The sequence below is a fragment of the Pseudomonas kribbensis genome, assembly GCF_003352185.1.
GTDB lineage: Bacteria > Pseudomonadota > Gammaproteobacteria > Pseudomonadales > Pseudomonadaceae > Aquipseudomonas > Aquipseudomonas kribbensis.
The window spans coordinates 6160106-6183389 of sequence record NZ_CP029608.1; the positions used below are offsets into that span (position 1 = coordinate 6160106).

A 23284-nucleotide genomic window follows, 5' to 3' on the forward strand; every position below is an offset into this window, starting at 1 on the left:
GTGTGCTCCCTGTTCGAATGTCATCCGTTACGCCCGCAGTCGCAAACGCTGCAGCCAGGACGAAGTGGCGCCCAAGGCGTCACGCAATTGGTCGGCAGAAATGTTGCGCTCTGCCGCGTCAAAGGCCAGCGCGGTGCGCAGCGCGGGCCAACAGTGTGTCGGCAGATTTGCCGGGGCTTGCAGTTCGCGATCCAGGTGTTCGTCACGGGCCTGGGTCGAGGGCAAGCGGCGGAACGGGTGTTTGCCGCCCGCCAGTTCATAGATCACGCAGGCCACGCCGTACACGTCCGCGCTGGCCGACAGCGGTTGGCCCTCGAGCAGTTCGGGGGCGGCGTAGCCCGGGGTCCAGGCGTTGAAGCGCTCGCGGCTCAGGTGCGGCAGGCCGGGCAGGATGCCCTCCTCGGCTTGCCCGAGACCGAAGTCGAACAGGCGCACGCCGTCTTCGCAGAGCATGACGTTGCTCGGTTTCATGTCACCGTGCAGCACGCCGCGACGGTGGGCGTAGGCCAGCGCGTCGAGCAGCGGCAGCGCAATGTCGCGCAGTTCTTTCCACGGCAGGCCCAGCGGCCGCTCGCAGAGCAGTTTGTCCAGGGTCAGGCCACGCATGAGTTCCATGGTGATGAAGGCCCGCTGGCAATCGGTGTCCACTTCGAACGTGTGCGGTCGCAACACGTTGTCGTGGCGCAGGCGTCGGGTCAGGGCGAACTCGCTGTAGAGCAAGGCACTGGCATCCGGCGACTCGGCAAATTCTTCGCTGAGGATTTTCAGCGCAATGTAAGGATCGGGATCGCCGAACTGTTCGTGCAGCAGATCCCGGGCCCGGTAAACCGCACCCATGCCGCCGGCCCCGAGCAGACGCTCGAGGTGATAGCGGCCGGCGAGTACGTCCGGCAGTGCACCGATGCTGGCCTTGGTCGGCGCCAGCAAAGGCTCTGCCTTGTTTTCCTTGGCGAAGGCGAAGTAGGTCAGGTTGTTGGCCTGCTCTTCGCTCATCAGCAAGTCGTCGACTGAGGATTCGAGTTCAGTCATTGGCGGATCACCACGGCAGTCAGATTGTCCCGGGCGGCACCCCGCAGGGCGCCGTCGAACAGACGTTCCAGCGCCACATGCGGCGCCGCCAGGCTGAGCGCATTGCCGAGGGCATCGCTGCTCAAGCCTTGATACAAACCATCGCTGCACAGCAGGAACACGTCGCCCGGATAGACTTCGAGTTCCAGCACATCCAGGGTCAGTTGTTCCGCCGCGCCCACCGCCCGGGTCAAGGCCTGGGCCGCCGGATGCGCCGCAGCCTGCTCGACGCTCATCTGTTGCTCGTCGATCAGTTGCTGTTGCAGCGAATGATCCTTCGACAGCTGGTATAACCGCTGGCCGCGCCACATATAGCAACGGCTGTCGCCGGCCCAGATGCAGGCCGCACGATTGCCTTCCACCAGCAGCGCCACGACGGTGCTGCCCATGATGCTGTCGTGACGCCCGGCGGTGACGGTCAATTCCTGCCCCAGGCGCCGGTTCAGCCAGTGCAGGCACTGGCGGATGGCTTTGAGGCGTTCGTCGAAGTCTTCGTGCTGCGGCAGTTCAGCCAGGCTGGCGACGATCAACTGGCTGGCGATGTCGCCACCCTGATGACCGCCCATGCCGTCCGCGACCACCCACAGCCCATGCTGCGGGGTGTCGAGAAAGGCATCTTCGTTGCGCGACCGCACCTTGCCCGGGTCGGTTCGCGCCGCGCTGCGCCAGGGACTGGCCACCAGCATCAGAGCTGCACCGGCATACGGAAGGTGCGCATCACGCCCATGTCGAACGGGTTCGGCGTGCGCTGGCTGGTCAGCAGGTAGTTGGCGCGCAGGCCACCCACGTCGGCTTTCAGCACCAGCACGTCGCGACCGGTCAGGTACTCGGTCTGCATCAGGTCGAACAGACGGAACAGCGACCACGGGCCGGAGTTCTTCTCGATGCCGATCGGGCGCCCGGCCATCTTGTCCATGACCAGGCTGGTGCGACCGTCTTCAGCATCGGTCGGCCACTTGAAGTTCATCGGCAGGATCGGACCGTGGCGGTATTCCATGGTCTTGTCGCCGAACTTGAACTCGGAACGGCTGACCGCCGGATCGAGGGTGTACGGCTCCAGCTTGAACTGCACGGTCGGCTCGGCCGGGTTGATCGAGAAGAAGCTCTGGCGAATGTTCAGTGCAGCCGCCATTTGATCGAGGAAGACCTTGGACACCGGCAGGCTGCGACCGTCGATGCTGCGCATCCGGTAGTTGCCCGGATCACCGCTGACGAACGGACGCATGTAGCTGTCGAAGAAGCGGTCGATGGTGCCTTGAGCCCGGAAGAACTCGCGGAAGTCGCTGATCGCTACGTCGCTGGTGCTCGATGCGCTGAACGGGTAACGCTGGTTGATGGTCTTGCCATACACGCTGTACAGCTCGCTCTGATAACGGCCGTTCAGGTATTGGTAGGCATCGTTGAGCACCAGGCGCCACGAGTCTTCGGCCAGCACGTTGAACCACACGCTCAGCGGACGCGGCAGACGACCCGACGCATTGCGCAGGTTGGTCAGCGCATCACGCTGGCCGCTCATGCGGGTCTTGGCCAGTTCGAACGCGGCCTGCTCCGGCGTGCTGGAACGGGCGAGGCCCGCCAGTTGCAATTGCAGGTCGTTGAGCGCGGTGAAGGCCGGGGTCAGGTCAGCGGCCGGGCCGTTGTTGTCGTCGAGCAGTTTATGCAGCGGCTCGAAGCGACGTTGCAAAGCCTTCTTGGCGGTGTCCGGCAGGTTCTTCGCCACGTTCATGGCCGCAGCCTTGTCCGTCAACGCCGAAGCGAGCTTGCCGACCTTGCCCAGTTTGCCCTTCTGCCCCGCAAGTGCATCGGCGGCATCACCGGCTTCATCCACCGGCTCAGGGGCCGCCGGGAAGCGGGTGTTTTCGCGCACTTCAGTCAGCAGCGCCAGCACCGGCGAGTTGGCCGAGGTCAGACCCGCCAGTTGCTCGGCGCCTTCACCGGCATCGCTGATCGGCGGCAGCGCCACCTGGCCAACGGCCTCGCTCCAGTAGTTGGCGTAGTCGCGGAAGTACAGCTGCTCCAGCTCGACCATCAGGCGACGCAGATCCATGTCGCTGATGCCCGCGCCTTCGCCCAGTACCCAGTTGTCACGCAGGATGTCGGTGACCAGCGCCGAACCCTGTACCGAGAAATACTGCTGATAACCGGTCTGGGTGTAGAAGCCCGGGATCACGTATTCGGTGCCGATGAACAACGAACCCTGCGGGCCGAGGTGTTGGCTGAAGCGATAGTCCGGCAGGTTGCGCGCCTGCTCGCGGAGCATGCGGTAAACCACAGCCGCCAGGGATTCACTGCGCAGAACCTGACGGGCCTGAGTCACCAGTTGCTCGTTGAGCGGGTAGATAAACGGCAGCTTCAGCAGACGCTCAAGGTGCGCGTTCAAACCGTTCTGCACCGCAGTGTTGCCGGTGTAGCGCTGGGACCAGTCAGTGGCGACCCAATCCTTGAGCCATGCCGCATCGCGACGGTCCTTCATGTTCAGCATCAGGTACGCGCGCAGGCTGTTGATCAGCTTTTCGCGGTCCTTCATGTTGGCGCGGATCTGGCCTTCAAGCATGGTGGCGACGCGCGGCAGCAGTTGCTTTTCAAGCTCGCGCTCGTAGGCTTCCTTGACCACCGGATTGACGTCCTGGCCCTGATACAGACCGACGCGTTCGTGGTACGCAGCGTCGCCCTTCTTCGGGAACACCTGAGTCGCGGCGTAGCTGGTGTCGAGGGTTTTCAGCGTGCCCATGGCGTCATCGCGCGGCGACAGTGCCGTGCGCTGCTGCGTCCAGTTCTGCGCCAGGTTGCGCAGGTTTTCCAGACGCTCCCAGTTGGCCGAGAAACCACCGGCCCACAGCATGCCGAACAGCACCAGCGCGCCCAGTGCACCGACGTACAACGCACGCTGGCCCCAATGGATGCGGCTGCGCTCGCGCTTGTCCAGACCGGCCAGATCGGCCTCGGGGAAAATCACCCGGCTGAGCAAGTGGTGGATGAAACGCGAACGACCGCTGCGCAGGGTCGGCAGTACGCCGGCGCTCATGCCCAGACTCGCGCCGATGCCGGCGGTGGTCGAATCCATTTCCTGGGTCAGGTGCGGTGCGCTGGTCAGGTAGAAACCACGCAGTTGCGTCGCACGCTGGTAGCGGTTGCCGGTGAACGCCATGTCGACGAACAGGCACAGACGCTCGCCGATCTGCCCCATCTGGTGCGGGAAGTCGAGGATGCGGCCACGGCGCTGGGTGTCGCGCTCGGAGTGCATGCGCATGATCACCTGGCTGTTGAGACGACGCAGCAGCTCTTCGAACTCGCCACGCAGCACAGCCACGTCGGTGCCGACCTGATCCTTGCGGAAACTGGTACCCAGCACCTGATCGCTTTCTTCGCGGGTCAGTTGGTCGAAGAACTCGTCGAAGCCCAGCAGCTTGTCAGCCTTGCTCAGCACCAGATACACCGGCACGTCGACGTGCAGCTTCTGATACACGTCTTGCAGACGCGCGCGCACCTGGCGAGCCAGGGTGTCGATGTCCTGCTCGCTGCCACCGGTGAGGGTTTCCACCGGAATGGTCACCAGCACGCCGTTCAGCGGACGACCGCGACGACGCTTGCGCAGCAGTTCCAGCAGAGTGGTCCAGGCGCTGCCGTCGACTTCCGAATCCGGTTGGGTCAGGTAGCGGCCGGCGGTGTCGATCAGCACACCGTGGTCGGCGAAGTACCAGTCGCAGTGACGGGTGCCGTGGGTGTCGCGGGTCAGTTTGCGGTCGATCTTGTTGATCGGGAATTCCAGCCCGGAGAAGTCCAGCAGGCTGGTCTTGCCGCTGGCCTGCGGGCCGATCAGCAAGTACCAAGGCAGGTCACTGCGCCAGCGCTCGCTGCGGCCGCGATACAGGCTCGAAGTCTTGAGGGTTTTCAGGGCGTCCTTGAAACGCTCCTTCAACTCTTTCTGCTCTTCTTCGATCAGGTCGTCACGACGGATACGGTCCTGGCCGTCTTCGGTTTCCTCGACGGCTTTCTTGCGGATACCGGCGCGCCAGCTGACGAAGACCATGGTCAGGCCCCAGATCAGGAACAACACGCTGATGGTCAACAGGCGGGAAGTCGAACCTTCCCAGAACTTGTAGTCATCCACCGCCAACAGCGGGCCGACAAACCACACCAGCAGCGCCACGAACAGCACCAGCAGCAGGGTCCAGACCCAGGTCTGGCGCAGGAAGGCGCCGACTTTCTTGAAAAACTTTTTCATCACACGTCCCTGTTTACGGCTGCGACTGCGGCTGGACCGCGGCCGGATCAAGCGGCTGATAAGGTTGCAGAACGGTGTCGCGCTGCTCGCCCAAGACCCAGGCGAAGCCCGAATACATCATCACCAGGCAGACGAAGGTGAACAGCACCACCATCCACGCCGGCACGATGCGCACCAGATTGCGGCGCTGATCGTTGAGTCCTTCCCACTGCGGCGACAATTCACGCGGCACGTCGCCGCGCAACTGGCGGATCTGCCGGTACAGGGCGTCGCGGATGCCTTCGAGTTCCAGCATGCCGCGCGCCTGCACGCGGTACTTGCCCTCGAAACCGAGGGACAGGCACAGGTACATCAGCTCCAGCATCGGCAGGTGCTTGACCGGGTTTTTCGACAGCCGATCGAGCAGCTGGAAGAACTTCTCGCCACCGAAGGTTTCGTTGTGGAAGCTGCTGAGCAGGCTCATCTGCGACCACTCGCTTTCGTTGCCCCACGGCGTGGTCACGACGGCTTCGTCGACCACGGTGCAGAGCACGTAACGGGCGGCCATCACCTGGCTGCTTTCGGCGCCGTTGTGCAGGGCGCGCACTTCGAACAGCTTGAGCCCGGCGGTCAGGCGCTCGTTCAGCGCATAAAGGTCTTCGCGGGTTTCGCTGTGCTTGAGGCGCACCACTTCCGACAGCAGTTCGGACGACGCCGCCACCAGCGAATTGAGACTGATGTTGAAGGCTTCCGCCGGGCGCAGGCGCGCGGCGTAGATCATCCGTTCTTCCAGTTGTTCGAAGCGCGGCGGCGCGGCGAAGTCGGTCAGCGGACTCGCCGCCGGGCCATGGCCCTGACGGTCGAGCAGGACGGTTTTGTCGTCCTGGTTGTGTTCCATGTCCTTGATCATGTCGGTCAGTTCCTGATGGCCCAGAATTTCAGTTCAAGCTCGGCGAATTCGCCGGACACGTGGAACGCGAAGCCGCCGGAGCGCTCGAGTTGCGCCAGGTCTTCGGAACTGAGTTCGAGGATGAAATAGGTTTTGTTGGAGTGGAACGCGATCTGCCGCGGGGCCACCGGCAACGGTTTGACCTTGATCCCCGGCAGGTGCAGGTTGACCAGTTGGCGGATGCGCTCCACCGGGCCGACCTTGAGGTGCGCAGGCAAGCGGTTGCGCAGTTCTTCGGAGTCGCAGTTGGCACTGGCTGCCAGCACGAACGACGCCGAGCCCAGCAGTTTGTGGTCGTGCAGCGGCGACACGATGATCCCGTACTGACGCGCTTGCAGGATCAGTTCGATGGCGTGCTGTTCCAGCACCATCGACAGCACCTGACGGATCGACTCCATCAGTTTGCGGAAACTCGCACCCTGGTCGGCGTGGGAGTAACGGCTGTCCAGACGCGGGCGTTTGCTGTCGCTGGAGAAGGTCGCCAGATCGCCGAGCATGGTCAGCAGCGTGCGGTACAACTCTTCCGGGTGAACCTGCTCCAGGCCCAGATAGTGACGCAGCAGCAGTTCGGTGCGGTTGATCAGTTGCAGCATCATGAAGTCGCCGATTTCCGCACCGCCGACCTTGCCGTTCGAACGAATCCGCTCGGCAATGGTGTCGCCACGGTGGCCGAGCATGCTGATCACTTCTTTCAGGCACGACAGCAGGTAGCTGGAGGCGTGGGCCTGAATGTAGGTCGGCACGAAATCCGGATCGAGGCTGATCACGCCGTCCGGCGTGGTGTCGAGCACGTCGCAGATCTTCAGCTTCACGTAAGCCTGGTCGCTCTGCTGCTCGCCGAGCAACAGCTTGAAGTCCGGGCGACCGCATTTGACCTGGCTCGCCGAATCGTCGCCGGCGTTGGAGTCGGCCACTTCGGTTTCATAGGCGGTGTAGCGCGCCAGCACGTCGGACTGCTCCGGACGGCGGGCCTCGATGTGGTTGCCGGTGACCAGCGGCAGCGCCAGGTAAATCGGCGTATTGCCGGTGTTCGGCGGAATGTCCAGGGCCAGCGGTTCGGTGTTGCCGCCGAGTTCGAACAGGCTGCCGTCCGGCAGGATCCCCGAGGCTTCACTGATCACCAGTTTGCCCATGTTGAGGAACTGCAAGTCGATCTCGAGATTCAGGAAACCCCAGGTGTAACCACCCAGCAACTGGGTGCGGGTCTTCATCTGGTGATCGTAGTAGCGGTCGTTGTGCTGGAAGTGCTGCGGACGCAGCAGCATGCCTTCCTGCCAGATGACTTTATGGGTATTCATGATCAGTCATCCGCCTTGGCGAGCACTTCGTTGGTCTTGCGGATACCGGCCTGATCCAGGGTCAGATCGGCTTCGGTGACTTCCAGCGGCGTGATCGGGAACGTGTGGCGCCACTTGGTTTCCGGCAGGTCACGGTACGCGGCGAGGATGCCGATGTAGCGGCTGCCCTCCTCCACGCTGAGTTTCAGTTCCACGGTTTCACCCGGGCGCAGTTCGAGTTCTTCGCTGGCCACCAGATCCGGGTTGAGGGATTCCTTGGCGCGCTCGTAGAGGCTGAAGAAATCGGCGTTCTCGAAGGTCACCGGGTGCTTGAGTTCGAACAGGCGCACCACGATCGGCGACGGACGACCGTTGAGGTCCGGGTTCAGCTGATCGCTGCCGGTCAGCTTCAGGTTGATCTTGGTCACTTTCGAATACGGCGACAACGACGAGCAACCAGCGAGCAGCACCAACAGGGTGAGCGCGGTCAGCGTCTTGAAAAAAGCGGTCGAGCGGCGAGACATGCGCATCATCCTTGGTGGTCGGTGTGGAGGGTGGAGATCAGGCGGATCTGTTCTTCGTAGGCCTGGGCGAAGTCGCGGGCCAGCAGGCGCTCGCTCCAGTCGTCGTCCTGACGCAGCGCGTGGTGGTAGCGGTTGAACGCTCTCCAGCGGCCACCGGAAGTGGCGAGCAACGGCTTGTTGTCGCGCTCGAAACGCAGGGTCAGCTGTTCCGGCGAGAAGTGCTCCAGAGTGCCGCGCACCGCCGCGCGGCTGGCGGTCAGCAGCGCCACCTGATGCGCCTGCAAGTCGCGGAATGCTCGGGAGATCGCGTGTTCGGCCGGCAAGTGACCCGGCTTGTGCGGCTGCAACAGGATGTCCAGCGCTTCGCTCGGATCGACGGCGAATTTCAGCGGATTCTTGTTGGTGCCTTGCACGGTGGTCTGGGCCAGACGCAGTTCGTTCTTAAGCTCCGAACGGGTGCGCAGGCTCTGTTGCAGACCGCCGATGCTCTGACGCAGCAGGCGCGCAGCGTTGACCGCCAGCGCCTCGCGCTCGTCATGACTCAGGCCTTTCAGATCGACACCCAGTGCCGCACCGAAGTGATCCCAGAAACCCTGTGGCTGACGCTCGACCTCTTTCGGAGCCGGCGCAGGTTCTGGCTTGGGCTCGACGATCAGCTCCGGCACCATCAGGCTTTCCATGTCGATGCGCGCGTAGTCGGCGCGCTGACGGGAGTCTTCCGGGTCGGTGGTCGGCGCGAGCATTTCCTCGAACTCCGAGTACACGCGCTCTTGCTGCTCCAGCGACTTCAGCGGGTCGAGGTCGAGGAACGCGTCATCCGGAATGATGGTGCCGGCGGCCCGTGGCAGGCCCGCTTCACCGTCAAAGGTCGCCGGGTCGCGCACCAGCCGCGCACGAATCTCGAAGTCGCCCAGCACGTAGGTGCTGCCGTGCTCGATGCGCACCGGTTCGCCCTTGTGCAGACGAGCGCCGCTGTCGCCGTCCTGGACACCGTTGCTGCTGGTGTCGGTCAGGAAGAACGTGCCCTCGCGATAACTCACGATGGCATGGTGGTTGGACAAGTGACGCTTGCGGTCAGGGATGATCCAGTCGCAGTCCTCGCCCCGCCCGATCACGCCGCCGGCCTGTTTGAAGGTCCGCTGGCACAGCTCGGTGGGCACGAACTGCTTGGTGTTCAGCATTTCGAAAACCAATTCCATGTTTGATGCTCCTTGCGGTCACTTGCCGCGATTGACCGCCTGCGGATCACCCAATGGGCGGTAATCGTTATCGTTGAATTTGTAATTGCCGCTACAGCCGCCGAGGCCGCATAGAACGACGAGGGTCAGCAGGACAGCGTGCCAGTGACGAACAGACATCAGAGGGTCTCCAGGTGTAGACAAAGCACAAAGCGCCGACCCTTTCGGGCGGCGCTGATATAAGCGGACGAGGTGAAACCGACGGACTTTTGCCTACCCATCGAAGTCACCCAGATTGATGTTCAAACGGCCGAGTCGATACAGCAGCGTGCGCCGGGGCAGGCCCAGTTCGCGGGCGGCGAGCGTCTGGTTGCCGTCGTTCTTGCGCAGGCAATCGAGCAGCAACGTGCGCTCGACTTTCTCCAGGCGTTCGCGCAGGTTCAGGCTGCTGTCGTCCTCCAGCATCGGCTCCATGCGCAGGGAAAAATGCTCGGCCAGCAACTCGCCGCCTTCACATAACAACACGGCGCGCTCGACCAGCGCCTTGAGTTCACGGACGTTGCCGGGAAAGGTGTAACCGGACAGATGCTCAAGCGCCGAATCGGACCAGCGCACCGGGTCCCGCTGCAAATAGGCACAGGCCTTCTCGGCGAAATGCTTCGCCAGATCGAGGATGTCGCCTTCGCGTTGACGCAGGGCCGGCAGAACGATCGGGAATTGCGCGAGGCGGTAATACAGGTCCTCGCGGAATTTGCCTTCGCTGACCAGTACCGACAGATCGCGGTGCGTCGCGGCGATGATGCGCACGTCGATCTTGTGGGTGTCGTTGGAACCCAGCGGGCGGATCTCGCCTTCCTGCAACACGCGCAGCAATTTCGATTGCAGCGACAGCGGCATGTCGCCGATTTCATCGAGCAACAGCGTGCCGCCGTTGGCCGCGTCGAACAGCCCGGCGCGGTCGCGGTCGGCGCCGGTGAACGCACCTTTGCGGTAGCCGAACAGCTCGCTTTCCAGCAGGTTTTCCGGGAACGCCGCGCAGTTCTGCACGATGAACGCCTGGGACCGGCGCGGCCCGCAATCGTGGATCGCCCGGGCCACCACTTCCTTGCCGGTGCCGGTTTCGCCGCGCAGCAGCACGGTGTACGGGCTGTGCAGGACCTTGCTGATCAGCGAATAGGTCTGGCGCATGGCCGCGCTTTTACCGATCAGGCCGTAGCCGCTGATGCTCGGCACGCTGCGAACCGCCGGTGCAACGGCGTCCACCGGTTGGCGCAGGCGCTGCAGCAGATGCAACTGGCCGAGCACGAACGAGCCGAGTTGACCGAGGGAATCGGCGAAGCCTTGCAGATTAGTGTGACGACGGCTGGCACACAGCAACAGACCCTCGACGGCCTTCTGCTGATTGACCAGTGGCACACACAACAGCGACTGCCACGGCGTGGCCGACGCCGGCAAGAAACTGGTTTCGTGCAGGCTGCCGCCCAGATCGTCGAGGCACACCACGCGGTTCTGGCACAGGGCGAATTGCAGCAATTGCTCGCCGTTGTAGTCCGCCGGCAGGCTCGCCGCACCTCGCGGTTGCAGCAAGCCGTCGAGGCACTCGGCGTTCATCCCCAGGCACGTGTGGGTGGCATCGAGCAGATACAGTTGCGCCAATTCGCAGCCACTCAACCCGGCCACACCGCGCACGAAGTCACCCAGCAGCGCAGCACCGTCCGCCGAACGCGACAGGCTGGCGAACTGCGCCAGCAACGCTTCGGCATAGAGCAGTGGCTGCGGCACTTGAGTGAACATCACACTCACCTCAGGCGAACTCGCAGGTCACGCTGGCTTCACCATCGAGCGTCGCATGCACACGCTTGAGGCTTTCACCGGTGGCCATGGCGTCGAGCAAGCGGTCGGCCACCAGCGGCAGCACGTGCTGGTCGAGCAAATGGTCGATCAGGCGCGCACCGCTTTCGCTCTGGGTGCAGCGCTCGGACAGGTGATCGACGAGGTTCTGGCACCAGCTGAAATCCAGCTGACGACGGTTCAGGCGCTCGCCCAGACGACCGAGTTTGATCTCGATCAGCTCGCGCAGCACCGGGCCACCGACCGGGTAGTAAGGCACCACTTTCATCCGCGCCAGCAGCGCCGGTTTGAAGTGTTTGCTGAGCACCGGGCGAATGGTTTCTTCCAGCACTTCGGCGGTTGGCCGCGCGCCGTCTTCGCAGAGGTCGCTGATCTTGTCGCTGCCCAGGTTCGAGGTCATCAGGATCAGCGTGTTGCGGAAGTCGATCTCGCGCCCTTCGCCGTCGTTGGCCACGCCTTTGTCGAAGATTTGGTAGAACAGGTTGAGCACGTCCGGGTCGGCCTTCTCGACTTCATCGAGCAGCACCACCGAGTACGGCTTCTGGCGCACCGCTTCGGTGAGCATGCCGCCCTCGCCGTAACCGACGTAGCCTGGCGGTGCACCGATCAGGCGGGAAACGGTGTGCTTCTCCTGGAACTCGGACATGTTGATGGTGGTGATGAAACGGTCGCCGCCGTACAGCAGGTCGGCAAGTGCCAGAGCGGTTTCGGTCTTGCCGACGCCGCTCGGGCCCACCAGCAGGAACACGCCGACCGGTGCGTCAGGCTTGTTCAGGCCGGCAGCGGTGGCACGCATCGAGCGATCCAGCGCGTGCACGGCTTGTTCCTGACCACGGATGCGGGTGCGCAGGTCAGTGGCGAAGCTTGCGACCTTGGCGTTGTGTTCGCGGGCCAGTTGCGCCAGCGGCACACCGGTCCAGGCGCTGATCACTTCGGCCACCAGACGCGGGCAGACTTCGAAGCTGACCAGACGCTCCTTGACCTGAGCGGCGGTCAGGGCGCTGTGGGTTTCGTTGAGCTGGGCTTCCAGCGCTTCGACGCTTTGGCCTTCTTCAACTTCAGCAGCAACGGTTTCGATCACCGTGCCTTCGGCGTCTTCCTCAACGTTGACCACCGGCTCGACCGCCGCCGCTTCACGGGCCTTGGCCAGTTGCTGACGCAGTTCCAACAGACGCTCGGCCAGTTGTTTCTGCTCGGTCCACAGGGTTTCCAGTGCGACCATTTCGGTTTCGGCTTCGTCCAGACGCGCTTCCAGTGCCTCCAGCGCTTCGTGGTCGATCAGCAGACCGGCTTCGGCATCGCGACGGAGGGCCTGACGCTGACGGCCACCTTCAGCCAGTTCGCCACGCAGGCGTTCCAGGCTTTCCGGGGCGGCGGCGAGGCTGATGCGTACGCGGGCGCAGGCGGTGTCGAGCACATCGACGGCCTTGTCCGGCAGTTGGCGACCGGCCAGGTAACGGGCGGACAGTTCCGCTGCCGAAACCACCGCGTCATCGCGCAGGTAGATGCCGTGGCTCTTCTCGTAGACCTGAGCCAGGCCACGGAGGATGGTCACCGCTTCGCTCACGGTCGGTTCGTGCAACTGAACCGGCTGGAAACGACGGGCCAGCGCCGGGTCTTTCTCGAAGTATTTCTTGTACTCGGCCCAGGTGGTGGCGGCGATGGTGCGCAGTTCGCCACGGGCCAGCGCCGGTTTCAGCAGGTTGGCCGCGTCGGAACCGCCGGCATTGCCGCCCGCGCCGATCAGGGTGTGGGCTTCATCGATGAACAGGATGATCGGTTTCGGTGAGGCTTTGACCTCGTCGATCACGCCTTTCAGACGACGTTCGAATTCACCTTTGACGCTGGCGCCGGCCTGCAACAGGCCCATGTCCAGCGACAACAGTTCAACGCCTTTCAAGACCTGCGGCACTTCACCGGCAGCGATGCGCGAGGCGAGGCCTTCGACGATGGCGGTTTTACCGACACCGGCCTCACCGACCACGATCGGGTTGTTCTTGCGGCGACGGGCGAGGATGTCGACCATCTGGCGGATCGCGCCATCGCGGCACAGCACCGGGTCGAGTTTGCCGTCGCGGGCCTGTTGGGTCAGGTTGTGGGTGAAGCGCTCCAGCAGCGATTCGCCCTGAGCGGCCGGTTTGCCGTTGGCCGCTGCCTGAGGCTGTTGCGACAGGGCAAATTCTTTCAGGCGATCAATGTTCAACTTGGCGAGCAACGGCTGGTAGCGGCTGCCGGCGTAGCGCATCGGGTTGCGCAGCAGCGCGAGGATCAGCGCCGCGTCTTCCACCGAGGTCTGGCCCAGTTCAAGGTTGGCCACCAGCAGCGCGTCCTGCAGCCATTGCACCAGCTCCGGGGCGAACACCGGGTTGCGCGAAGCGCTGTGCTCGACCCGCGATTGCAGCGCGGCGCTCAGTTCGCCGGCATCAACGTCGGCATCCTGCAACGCACGGGAGAGCAGACCGTTCGGGCGCTCCAGCAGACCGAGCATCAGGTCTTCGACCAGAATCTTGCTGCCGCCACGGGCGACGCAGCGCTCGGCCGAACGCTCCAGATCGCGACGGGTTTCGGCGTCCAGCGCCTGGATGAGTTGTTGCAGGTCTACGTTGATCATGGCTCACGTCCTTAATGAATTTTGCTGCCCAGGGTGACCACGCCGTCTGCTTTTTCGCAGCCCAGCCAACTGGTCCAACCCAGGCGACAGTCGTTCTTCTCGCCAATGCGCAGTTCGCGGATTTCTTCCGGGCGCAGCACCAGGCGAATGTCGTAATCGAGCGGGTCACGCAAGGTGAACCGCACCAGCGCGCAGAGCGGCTGGTAACCGAAACCGATGGGCAGGAATTCGTGGAATCGCTCCCAGTCGAGTTCGGTGATGTGAATGCGGAACTTGCCGCTGCGATCGCGCACGTGTTCGCCCAGCACCAGGTCTTCACCCAGCACGCTGTTGGCGAAGCCGAGGCGGTTGCGCTGTTCTTCGAGGATTTCCACACGGCGCTCGATGCACTGCTCGATGACCAGGTCTTCGTGCTTGAAGTAGTAACGCAGCACCGCTTCGATCAGCGCCGCCGAGTGCGCCCGCAGGCTGAGCAGGCCGAGGTACGGCAGCAGGCGTTTCCAGTTCAGCTCCTTGGCCCGACGAATCTCGTCGCCACCGAGGCCGATCAGCGCAAACAGCTGCGACGAAAACGGGTCGACCGCGCCGCTCTGGAAGCTCGCGCGATAGCGGTACTTGCGCCAGATCGGCAGCATCAGCCGTTGCAGGCGATGGTGGAACAGATCGAGGAAATTGCGCGTCGGGTTGCCGTCTTCGCTGTCGCCCAGGGCCTGTTCGCCGTAGAACGCCGGCAGCGGCGAACCGGAACCGACCAGGCCGATCAGGTTGAAGCGCAGGCGCGCGCGCATCTGCCCGTGCTCTTCGAAAAACTCCACGCGATCGACATCGCTGCGCGGAAATCCAAGGCTTGGGTTGGCCTGGAACTCCACCTGGTCGTACAGATCCTCTTCGCTCAGGTACGGGTGCGCCTCGCGCAGCCGGTCGATCACCAGCAGCACGGCCTGAAACAGCGAGTACTCGCGTATTACCTTCGTCAGCCCGCTTAAAGCAGGGGCTGCAGGCCCATACGTGGTGTCCATTGGTACACCTCTCCCTGTGTGCTTTTTACCCGCAGCTCGTGGAATGAATTGAGACTGGCGTAAAGCGCGAAAAACTCGTTGAGAACCGAGGCGAAGACGAACAGGTCGCCCTCACCGATATACCCTTCCGGGTCGATGGTCAGTTCGGTGCGCAGACCGCGCACCGGTAAGCCACGGTGCAACCGGTCGACGTGGTGATGCTTGATCAGTTTCAGACCGCCGAGCAGGCGCTTGCTGACCTTCTCCGCGTGCTGGTCGTAGTAGCGCGGCAGGTCGTAGGTTTCGAGAATCACCTTCAACGCATTGACGTCGGCCAGCGACAGATAGTTGAGCGACATGTTGCTGATCAGCTTCCACAGGAAGTCACGATTCAGCGGCGGCGCGAAACTGGAAGTGGCCGGGGTGATGTTGCGGAAACTCAGGAACTCCGGGGTCTCTTCGCAGGCCATGCAGATCTGCCCGAGCTTGAGCTTGCGCGGCAGGTTCTGGTTGGTGCAGACCAGTTCGATCGACAGGGTTTCGTGGGCTTCGGTATGGCGGATGCCGAAGCTCAGGTAGGTGTCGAGGCCGTCGTGCAACAACGACGAGCGCTGGCGGATGCTGTAATGCGGACGGCTGTTGGGCACGTCGAAACTCGGGTCGTGCTCGAAGGATTCGAACGGCACGTACTCCTGATAACCGAGGCCGCCTGGCTTCCAGCCGGTCACGGTTTCCACCGAAAACACGCCGCAGTTTTCCAGATCGAATTCCGCCGGCAGCAGCAGATATTCGTCCTGCTTGCCGTCGAGGCGGATCGGCAGTGCGTCGTGCTTGAACAGGTTGACGATCGGCGTGCAGAACAGCTTCACGTTATCCGTCGTCGGACGCATGCGCATGATGCCGCTCTTGCGGATGTCGAAGCGCAACTCCAGGCCGCGCATCTGCTTGAGGGTGTCTTCCGGCAGCGCCTTGAGGATGTCCAGGCCGTGGACATCGACGAACAGGAACTTGTCCTGGAAGGCGAAGTATTCCTGCAGGTAGCGATAGCCCCGGAAGGTGTTCAGCGGATACGGGATCAACGCTTCTTCTTCGGCAAAACCCACCGGTTTGACCCGGTCACCCGGAATCTTGAACGCCATCGGCTTGCCGCTCACGCCATCGATAGGCTTGCCGGCGCCGTCGAGGGGGATCAGTTCGATGCCGTCGAGGTTGCGCAGCAGGCTCAGGTAAAGCATCTGACTGATGTAGCGCTCGCCGGCAAAGTGCAGGCGCAGCTTGCTCAGCTCCAGCTCGCCGAGGTGACCGTCGGCACTCATCTCCAGGCGCAGGCTGAGCAACGAACCGTCACCCTTCACCGAGTAGTTCAGCGCGGCCAGATCCAGCGCCATGACTTCGGTCGGGTAGCAGGTGCGGAAGCGGCAACGCACGTCTTCGATGGGTACGCTTTCAATCGGCGTATCGCGCTCGACCTTCAGCGCAGGCCCCGAGCGCTTGAGCGGATCGAACTGCAGAATGCTGAACGCCGGCAGCGGGCGCATGTAGTTCGGCCACAGCAGTTGCATCAGGGAATGGCTGAGCTCCGGCAACTCGTCATCGAGCTTCTGGCGCAGCCGCCCGGTCAGAAACGCAAAGCCTTCCAGCAACCGCTCCACATCCGGATCCCGCCCGGCCTGCCCCAGGAACGGCGCCAACGCCGGACTACGCTCGGCGAAACGGCGGCCCAGTTGGCGCAGTGCGGTGAGTTCGCTTTGGTAGTAGTGGTTAAAGGACACGGGTTACCTGCCTGGTAGTGGAACTCATGAAAAAACTGTCCTGTGGATTACGCTCGATGCCCGACCTGATCATGGAATGACGCTCTCAAACTGAGCCGATTGGATGCGTCCAGCGATGTTTCGCGATGCCCAACGCAACTCGATGACTTGAGTGGTCAGGATTGCCAGCAACGTGGCACAACCTTGAGCCACGCCATAAAACAAGGCTCTCAACGGGTTGTCGGGGAGCATCCAGAGCAGGATGAATCCCACCAGAAGGCTCAGGATCACTAGCTTGGCGACGAGGCCTGGAATCAGCGCTGCAATCAGATTGACCCCGAGAAATATGTAAAACATCGCGTAGCTGGCCATACCGATGGCGACTCCACGAGTGGTGAACCCACCGTTCAGATGCTTGTAGGCATGTACGACTGCATCATTCAAAAACACGTAGGCCACGCATCCGAAGGCATGGACAAACAGGCACATGGAGATACGCGAGTAGTTGCTCATGCTGGTCTCAGATTTCCGTACCACGACCCAAGGCCATGGATAGCTACAACAGCGGCCAAAACCGAGAGCGTTAGTGCGCGGTGAAGACGTGAATTTCGAGCAGCCCGATGTGAGGCAGTCAGGAGCAATACCAAGCTCAACAGGGCCAGGCAGCCAAACAGATCACTGTCAGCGACGAGCATCACATAACTCTGAAAATCCATTACATCCATGGTCACCGCTCTCTCACTCTCTTAAGCCTTGCTGGTGCGTAAACCCTTCGCCATCTCACCCGGTAATCTCGGCGGTGCTCAAAAAACGCCTTCTGCGCTATATCAAACACTGGCCCATCACCTACAACTTCTCTCGTTTATTTTTAGTTTTCATCTGACGGGGAGCACTCCAAAATATTCCAACCTTCATACCCGGTCGAAGTTGGATAAATCGCGTGCCCATTAACCCACTGCGACCGCTCATCTGTTGTAAATTCGTTTTGCCACAGCAACCACTCAGATGACTTTAGCAACTCCCCCTTGACGTTATAGACCTTAAAAAATGCCTCACTCGAAAAAAGCTTAACGAACTTTCCGGCCACACCAAAATTCGCATACTTAGGAACATAAGAATTGATATAACAAGTTTTTTCTTCATTCCACGTTGTGGAATAAATATCTGCCGCGGCAGCAGCTCCATGCTTAATATAAAACCAAGCACATAGAACCCCTCCCAACACAACCAATACCAACAACGGCACAAACGATGTTTTTTTCATATTCATTTAGACCTAGAGCGGCTTTGGTACTCTTCGAAATCGATAGGCCCGAGATGAATCATAAACGACACATCATAAAATTTAACTGTCGTATAAATCATCATATCTCCACCTTTACCGTGCAGCTGCCGATATTTATTAAAGTTCCCGTTTGTCACTTTATAATAATCGACTCCACCCTTTTCAATTACTGCCGGCTCAGTAAAGTAGTCTATGGGACCTGGTCGGATAACCCCTTCAGGTGACCAGTAACCTAACAGCTGATCGTCTCCTGCATTGAGAAAATCGTAGGTGTCTCGAACGTAAAGACCAACCTGTTCAATCTCAATCGCTGGAAATCCATGATCGTTTTGGATTGTGCGAAATCTGGTTGCTGCAACTTTTACAACAAAAGTCCCTAAAGCACCGTATACATCGTCTAACGCATCTGTAGCCTTTTCCCAATCTGAGGCACCAAACCTAATCAAATTGAACTGTGATATATCCTCCAACTCCATGGCAGTCTTATCACTGAAATCCAAATATGCGCTTTTCAACTTCTTGGCTTTTACATCCAGCAAACCGAGTCGCTGGAGACGGGTCATCAATACAATCAGCCCCTTCGAAAGCTCATCAAACGAACCCTTTACCCTACCAACACTCCCGTTAAACTCTGAGGTCGCCGAGAGTTCAGCGATATACTCATCAACTTTCGGCTTTACACGATCAGACCCGCTAAACAACCATTCAAAAGGTATGTCCGTTATAAGCTTTTCCGCAGTCAACGTACTCGCAGAAACATCACCCTGCTTTACAGATTTCGACAACTCATAAGGCGCACCCGCGAACCACTTTCGCATGACGCGAGCTGCTACTGTCCAGCCCAGCTTATCCATGACTTTTGGAATTGAAGATAGCTGAAATACTTTCGCTTGAACTTTTTGACCCTCTTTATTTTCAGCTGGAGTCAGAGGGGCGTTAACCGGGGCGGGCATAGAGTTAACCTCAGCAAATGGCGATTGAGTCTTGAGGCTCTAATAGCAAAGTAATTCCTTCAGAAATTGAGGAACCAATCACCGACGTTTTGCCTGCGCTATCCGTAACACCTGTTATTTCCTTTCCTGAGTCAGTTCGGATGGTGTATCCGCGATTCGCGATCGGCTCACCCGTTTCGGGGTCAGTCACAACGAAATGTTCGGTAAAGGGCCACTGAATCTCTACCGGCAACGGCGGCACAAACGGTGCCGGCGAATGCGAATTGCCGATAATCACCGTCCCGGATCCAGCCGTGACTTTATTGCCGTGAGAACCAACCGAACCAACGGTGGCAGCCGGCTTGCCATTGATCAGAACCGTCGTCGCCAGATCGCCGACCAACGCACCACCACACGCCGAAGCATCGCCCTGGCGGGCGGCCGCGAGGCCGTCAAAGAACACGTCGCCGGAACCGGCGGCAATCGGGTTGGTGCCGTGGCCGGGGAGCGGGCAAGCGGTGGGGTCGGATACGCGTGCTGCGGGTTTGCCAGACATCGGGGTTCTCCTTAGGTGACCTTCACTTGACCGCTGCCATCCAGGCGCGCGGCGAAACTGACCTGGCGCTTGAAGCCCTCGACTTCCAGCAGGCCTTCGATGCTGAAGGCCAGGCGGAGCTGGTCGTGGTCTCGCGGCAGGGAAATGACACGCACGTTGCTCAGGCGCGGCTCGTAGGCTTCGATGAAGCTTTCGATGGCCAGGCGGGCCTGACTCAGGGAGTCGTGCAGGCTCAGGCGCATGTCATTGAGATCGGGCAACCCGTAGTCGGACAGCGTTTGCACGCTGCCGGCCCGGGTGCTGAGCATTTTGGCCAGATGGGCAGCCACCGACGCCATGGCAGAAGCCTCGAGGCTCTTGCCCTTGCGTAGTTCCGCATCGCCGTTGAGGCGTTCGAAAAGGCTGCCGTATCCGTCCATGAGTCGCTCTTACTCTTTGTCCAGCTTGCCAACCAGCGACAGGGTGAAATCGGCACCCATGTACTTGAAGTGCGGGCGCACGTTCAGGCTGACGCGGTACCAGCCCGGCTCGCCTTCAACGTCGCTGACGATCACTTGCGCAGCGCGCAGCGGACGACGGCCACGTACTTCGGCGCTCGGGTTTTCCTGGTCGGCCACGTACTGGCGGATCCACTTGTTCAGTTCCAGCTCGAGGTCGGTACGCTCTTTCCACGAACCGAGTTGCTCGCGCTGCAGCACTTTCAGGTAGTGAGCCAGGCGGTTGACGATCATCATGTACGGCAGTTGGGTGCCGAGCTTGTAGTTCAGCTCTGCTGCCTTGCCTTCTGCGCTGATGCCGAAGAACTTCGGCTTTTGCACCGAGCTGGCGGAGAAGAACGCCGCGTTGTCGGAGCCTTTACGCATGGTCAGGGAGATGAAGCCTTCCTCGGCCAGTTCGTATTCACGACGGTCGGAAACCAGAACTTCCGTAGGAATCTTGGTTTCGATTTCGCCCATGCTTTCGAAGTGGTGCAGAGGCAGGTCTTCAACGGCGCCGCCGCTCTGCGGGCCGATGATGTTCGGGCACCAGCGGAACTTGGCGAAGCTGTCGGTCAGCTTGGTGCCGAACGCGTAAGCGGTGTTGCCCCACAGGTAGTGCTCGTGGCTGTTGGCAACGTTTTCCTTGTACACGAACGATTTGACCGGGTTCTCTTCCGGATCGTACGGGTTACGCAGCAGGAAACGCGGAACGGTCAGGCCAACGTAGCGGGAGTCTTCCGAGGTACGGAAGCTCTGCCATTTGGTGAATTGCGGGCCTTCGAAGTGATCTTTCAGATCCTTCAGGTCCGGCAGGCCGGTGAAGCTTTCCAGACCGAAGAATTTCGGGCCGGCAGCGGCGATGAACGGTGCGTGGGACATGCAGGATACGCTGGCCACGTACTGCATCAGTTTCACGTCCGGCGAGCTTGGGGACAGGTAGTAGTTGGCGATGATCGCGCCAACCGGCTGACCACCGAACTGGCCGTATTCAGCGGTGTAGATGTGCTTGTACAGGCCCGACTGCATCACTTCCGGCGAATCTTCGAAGTCGTCCAGCAGGTCGTCCTTGGAGACGTTGAGGATTTCGATCTTGATGTTTTCGCGGAAGTTGGTGCGGTCGACCAGCAGCTGCAGGCCACGCCACGACGATTCCAGCGCCTGGAAGTCCGGGTGGTGCAGGATTTCGTCCATCTGACGGCTGAGCTTGGCATCGATCTCGGCGATCATGCGGTCAACCATGGCTTTCTTGACCGGCTCACCGTTGTTCTGCGGCTTGAGCAGCTCTTCGATGAACGCCGACACACCGCGCTTGGCGATGTCGTAGGCTTCGTCGTCCGGCGTCAGGCGGGTTTCGGCGATGATGCTGTCGAGAATGCTGTATTCGCCGTTTTCGGCGGCGTTCTGTTGTGCTGCGCTAGTGCTCATTGTGTTGGCTTCCTTGGCTGCTGTGGGCTCAGGCGTCCGGGGCTGCGGCGTTCAGGCCCAGCTCACCGAGTACGCGACCGCGGGATTCGTCGTCGGCGAGCACGCCTTCGATGGCTTTACGGAACGCAGGTGCGTTACCCAGCGGGCCCTTGAGGGCCACCAGCGCATCGCGCAGTTCCATCAGTTTTTTCAGCTCAGGCACTTGCTCGACCAGGCTGGCCGGGTTGAAGTCCTTCATGGAGTTGACGCGCAGTTGCACGGCCAGCTCGTCGGCCTCGCCATCTTCCTGCAGACGGTTCGGCACGCTCAGCGTCAGACCCAGCTCTTGCTTGGCCAGGACTTCGTCGAAGGTCATCTTGTCGATGCTGATCGGCTTGCGATCCTCGATCTTGCGATCGTCCTTGCGGTGGGTGTAGTCACCGATTGCCAGCAGCTTCAGCGGCAGTTCAATCTCTTCCTGAGCACCGCCGGTGGCGGGTTTGAAGGTGACGTTGATGCGTTCCTTGGGGGCTACCGAGCCTTCTTTGGCCATGGCTTTTCTCCTTGCGGTTGTGGCCCTGGGGCCTATTCGAGTACCACTTCGAGGTCGAGGTGGCACAGCCTGCGATAAATCTCTTCCTTGCGTTCACGTACGGCATGGTTCTGCGGCAGCAACTCGCAGCAACTGTGCAGCAGGTGCAGCACTTCCAATGCAAGATCGGGCTCCCAGGCGTGCAGGCCTGAGTCCTGTAATGTCTGATCGAGGGTTTCGAGCTGGTTCTTGGCGAGTTCGTATTTCTTGGCCAGGAAGCACAGCCGCGCGAGGGCGAACTGCCAGAAGAAGCGTTCGCGGCCGCCATGGGCGGACTGCAATCCTTGCTTGAGGATCTGCACCGCTGGCTTGAGGCCTTCCTTGCGCAGGATCGGCTGGACTTCTTCCAGGGCCTTTTCCCAGGCGGGCTGGGTTTCGACGTTCTCGGTTTCGGCCTTGCGCGGCGCGCTGGCGCTTTGCAGGTGCGGCATGACGTTGCCGGCGATCCACGCCCGGGTGGACGGATCGGCGAACGGCGCGCCGTCATGGAAACGCAGCTCGATGATGCCGGGCAGGCGCTGAATCAAAAGCGCGAAGTGGATTTCCACTTCGCGCATGGCCAGCTCGGCGTTGAGGTTCTGGAGACATTCCCAGACCATCCTCTGGCCATCGAACCAGAACGGCGCCTTCGCCAGGCTCGCCTCCAGTTCCACCAGCAGGTCGGCGTATTTGCCCTGATCGAAACGGTCCTGATACTGCTTGAGCTTGTCCACCGGAAGCCCGCGCAGCACGGTGATCTGCTCGGCGTTGCGCTCGGGCACTGCGTCGATGGTCATCCACAGCAAGGTGCGGTTGAGGCGCAAGGCGCGCAGGTCGGTGGCCTTCTGCTTGAGCCACCAGGCGCACAGCGGGCGGGCGCTTTCCTGCTGGGCGCGGAGGGCCTTGTGGGCCTCTTTCTCGTTGTCGATCGGCGCGCCCGGCGCCAGCAACTGGCTGGCGGCCTGTTTGACCTGTGCCACCGCCGCACCCACGACGCCGGGGGCCGGCTGGTTGTCGGCGGCGCGCTGGATCATGGTTTTCAGGCGGCGGGAGAGCGGCAGCAACAGCGGCGCGTCATCGCCCAGATGTTCGGTGCAGGCCGCGTCCAAGCCGGACAGGTGCTCGGACAACTGCCGGAACATCGGCAGCTGTTCCTTGATCGCGATGTTCTCGGTGATCACCTGCTCCAGGCGCGGCACCAGCCAGCCAATGGCGGCGGCCCGGGTACGGGGCTTGAGCGGGTGAACGTCAGCCCAGTTATTTTCCGACAAGTGGTGCAGCAAACCGAGGCCGGCGAGCAGCCCGGGGAAGGATTCACGCTGGTACAGCGACCAGGTCAGCCAGGCGCCGACACGTAGATCCTTGGATTGGGTGCGCAGCAGGTTTTCGCTGTTTTCGCGGATTTTCAGCCAGTCGACCTGCCCGCTTTCGTGCATCGACGAGGCTTTGGCCAGCTCGCTTTCCAGCGCCTCGAATTCGCTCGAGAAACGAACGTCTTCGCCCGCAAAATTCTCTTTGGAAACAGAGACTTTAGCGAGTTCGAGGTAATGGGCGGAAAGTTTGCTTGAGTAGGACATCCATGGCCTTTATTTGGATTACGGTCGTACGCCTATTGGAGTTGCAGCGGCGCGGGGACAGTATCGAAG

General features: G+C 61.3%; 20 protein-coding genes. All 20 read right to left on the reverse strand.

The genetic code is table 11. The features are described from left to right. Window positions 1-27: 27 nt before the first annotated feature. The 20 genes from DLD99_RS28310 to tssA all read right to left on the reverse strand — a co-directional run bounded on the left by DLD99_RS28310 (window position 28) and on the right by tssA (window position 23215). Window positions 28-1029 carry a serine/threonine-protein kinase gene (locus tag DLD99_RS28310; RefSeq protein ID WP_114886366.1) on the reverse strand — a complete coding sequence of 334 codons (1002 nt, stop codon included), beginning with the start codon at window positions 1027-1029 and terminating at the stop codon, window positions 28-30. Continuing rightward, window positions 1026-1754 carry a PP2C family protein-serine/threonine phosphatase gene (locus DLD99_RS28315; RefSeq protein WP_039765158.1) on the reverse strand — a complete coding sequence of 243 codons (729 nt, stop codon included), beginning with the start codon at window positions 1752-1754 and terminating at the stop codon, window positions 1026-1028. The genes DLD99_RS28310 and DLD99_RS28315 overlap by 4 nt, the downstream gene beginning before the upstream one ends. Then, window positions 1754-5293 carry a type VI secretion system membrane subunit TssM gene (gene tssM / locus DLD99_RS28320; protein WP_114886368.1) on the reverse strand — a complete coding sequence of 1180 codons (3540 nt, stop codon included), beginning with the start codon at window positions 5291-5293 and terminating at the stop codon, window positions 1754-1756. The genes DLD99_RS28315 and tssM overlap by 1 nt, the downstream gene beginning before the upstream one ends. A gap of 13 nt (window positions 5294-5306) precedes the next feature. Further along, on the reverse strand, window positions 5307-6182 hold the full coding sequence (gene icmH / locus DLD99_RS28325) for a type IVB secretion system protein IcmH/DotU (RefSeq protein WP_007954389.1): 876 nt from the start codon (window positions 6180-6182) through the stop codon (window positions 5307-5309). Window positions 6183-6187: 5 nt separating this feature from the next. Next, window positions 6188-7519, reverse strand: a complete 1332-nt coding sequence (gene tssK, locus DLD99_RS28330; protein ID WP_085708838.1) for a type VI secretion system baseplate subunit TssK — start codon at window positions 7517-7519, stop codon at window positions 6188-6190. Between the two features lie 2 nt (window positions 7520-7521). Next, window positions 7522-8022, reverse strand: coding sequence for a type VI secretion system lipoprotein TssJ (gene tssJ / locus DLD99_RS28335; RefSeq protein ID WP_085731356.1), 501 nt, complete (start codon window positions 8020-8022; stop codon window positions 7522-7524). A gap of 5 nt (window positions 8023-8027) precedes the next feature. Further along, window positions 8028-9221 (reverse strand): type VI secretion system-associated FHA domain protein TagH, encoded by a 1194-nt coding sequence (tagH, locus tag DLD99_RS28340; RefSeq protein ID WP_114886370.1) that lies wholly within the window; start codon window positions 9219-9221, stop codon window positions 8028-8030. An 18-nt stretch (window positions 9222-9239) separates the two neighbouring features. After that, window positions 9240-9380 carry a hypothetical protein gene (locus DLD99_RS28345; RefSeq protein WP_003229566.1) on the reverse strand — a complete coding sequence of 47 codons (141 nt, stop codon included), beginning with the start codon at window positions 9378-9380 and terminating at the stop codon, window positions 9240-9242. 93 nt (window positions 9381-9473) lie between these two features. Beyond that, window positions 9474-10994: a sigma-54 interaction domain-containing protein gene (locus DLD99_RS28350; protein ID WP_114886372.1), complete on the reverse strand. Its 1521-nt coding sequence runs from the start codon at window positions 10992-10994 to the stop codon at window positions 9474-9476. Window positions 10995-11004: 10 nt separating this feature from the next. Beyond that, window positions 11005-13662 carry a type VI secretion system ATPase TssH gene (gene tssH, locus DLD99_RS28355; protein WP_114886374.1) on the reverse strand — a complete coding sequence of 886 codons (2658 nt, stop codon included), beginning with the start codon at window positions 13660-13662 and terminating at the stop codon, window positions 11005-11007. Window positions 13663-13673: 11 nt separating this feature from the next. Further along, the gene (gene tssG / locus DLD99_RS28360) at window positions 13674-14681 is read right to left on the reverse strand and encodes a type VI secretion system baseplate subunit TssG (RefSeq protein ID WP_085708833.1); all 1008 of its coding nucleotides are present in this window, start codon (window positions 14679-14681) and stop codon (window positions 13674-13676) included. Beyond that, the gene (tssF, locus tag DLD99_RS28365) at window positions 14645-16432 is read right to left on the reverse strand and encodes a type VI secretion system baseplate subunit TssF (RefSeq protein WP_007954380.1); all 1788 of its coding nucleotides are present in this window, start codon (window positions 16430-16432) and stop codon (window positions 14645-14647) included. Before tssF ends, tssG begins: the two co-directional genes overlap by 37 nt. 69 nt (window positions 16433-16501) lie before the next feature. After that, window positions 16502-16924, reverse strand: coding sequence for a hypothetical protein (locus DLD99_RS28370; RefSeq protein WP_114886376.1), 423 nt, complete (start codon window positions 16922-16924; stop codon window positions 16502-16504). A 355-nt stretch (window positions 16925-17279) separates the two neighbouring features. Continuing rightward, window positions 17280-17675, reverse strand: a complete 396-nt coding sequence (locus DLD99_RS28380; protein ID WP_244220762.1) for a hypothetical protein — start codon at window positions 17673-17675, stop codon at window positions 17280-17282. A gap of 2 nt (window positions 17676-17677) precedes the next feature. Beyond that, on the reverse strand, window positions 17678-18649 hold the full coding sequence (locus DLD99_RS28385) for a DUF6402 family protein (RefSeq protein ID WP_162803520.1): 972 nt from the start codon (window positions 18647-18649) through the stop codon (window positions 17678-17680). Between the two features lie 10 nt (window positions 18650-18659). Continuing rightward, the gene (locus tag DLD99_RS28390; RefSeq protein WP_114886384.1) at window positions 18660-19184 is read right to left on the reverse strand and encodes a PAAR domain-containing protein; all 525 of its coding nucleotides are present in this window, start codon (window positions 19182-19184) and stop codon (window positions 18660-18662) included. 11 nt (window positions 19185-19195) lie between these two features. After that, on the reverse strand, window positions 19196-19603 hold the full coding sequence (gene tssE, locus DLD99_RS28395; protein WP_102688426.1) for a type VI secretion system baseplate subunit TssE: 408 nt from the start codon (window positions 19601-19603) through the stop codon (window positions 19196-19198). Window positions 19604-19612: 9 nt separating this feature from the next. Then, entirely contained in the window at window positions 19613-21088 is a 1476-nt protein-coding gene (gene tssC, locus DLD99_RS28400; protein ID WP_085708829.1) for a type VI secretion system contractile sheath large subunit, read from the reverse strand. A 28-nt stretch (window positions 21089-21116) separates the two neighbouring features. Continuing rightward, the gene (tssB, locus tag DLD99_RS28405; protein ID WP_003229587.1) at window positions 21117-21620 is read right to left on the reverse strand and encodes a type VI secretion system contractile sheath small subunit; all 504 of its coding nucleotides are present in this window, start codon (window positions 21618-21620) and stop codon (window positions 21117-21119) included. A gap of 32 nt (window positions 21621-21652) precedes the next feature. Then, complete coding sequence (tssA, locus tag DLD99_RS28410; protein WP_114886386.1) at window positions 21653-23215, reverse strand: type VI secretion system protein TssA; 1563 nt, start codon at window positions 23213-23215, stop codon at window positions 21653-21655. Window positions 23216-23284: the final 69 nt, after the last annotated feature.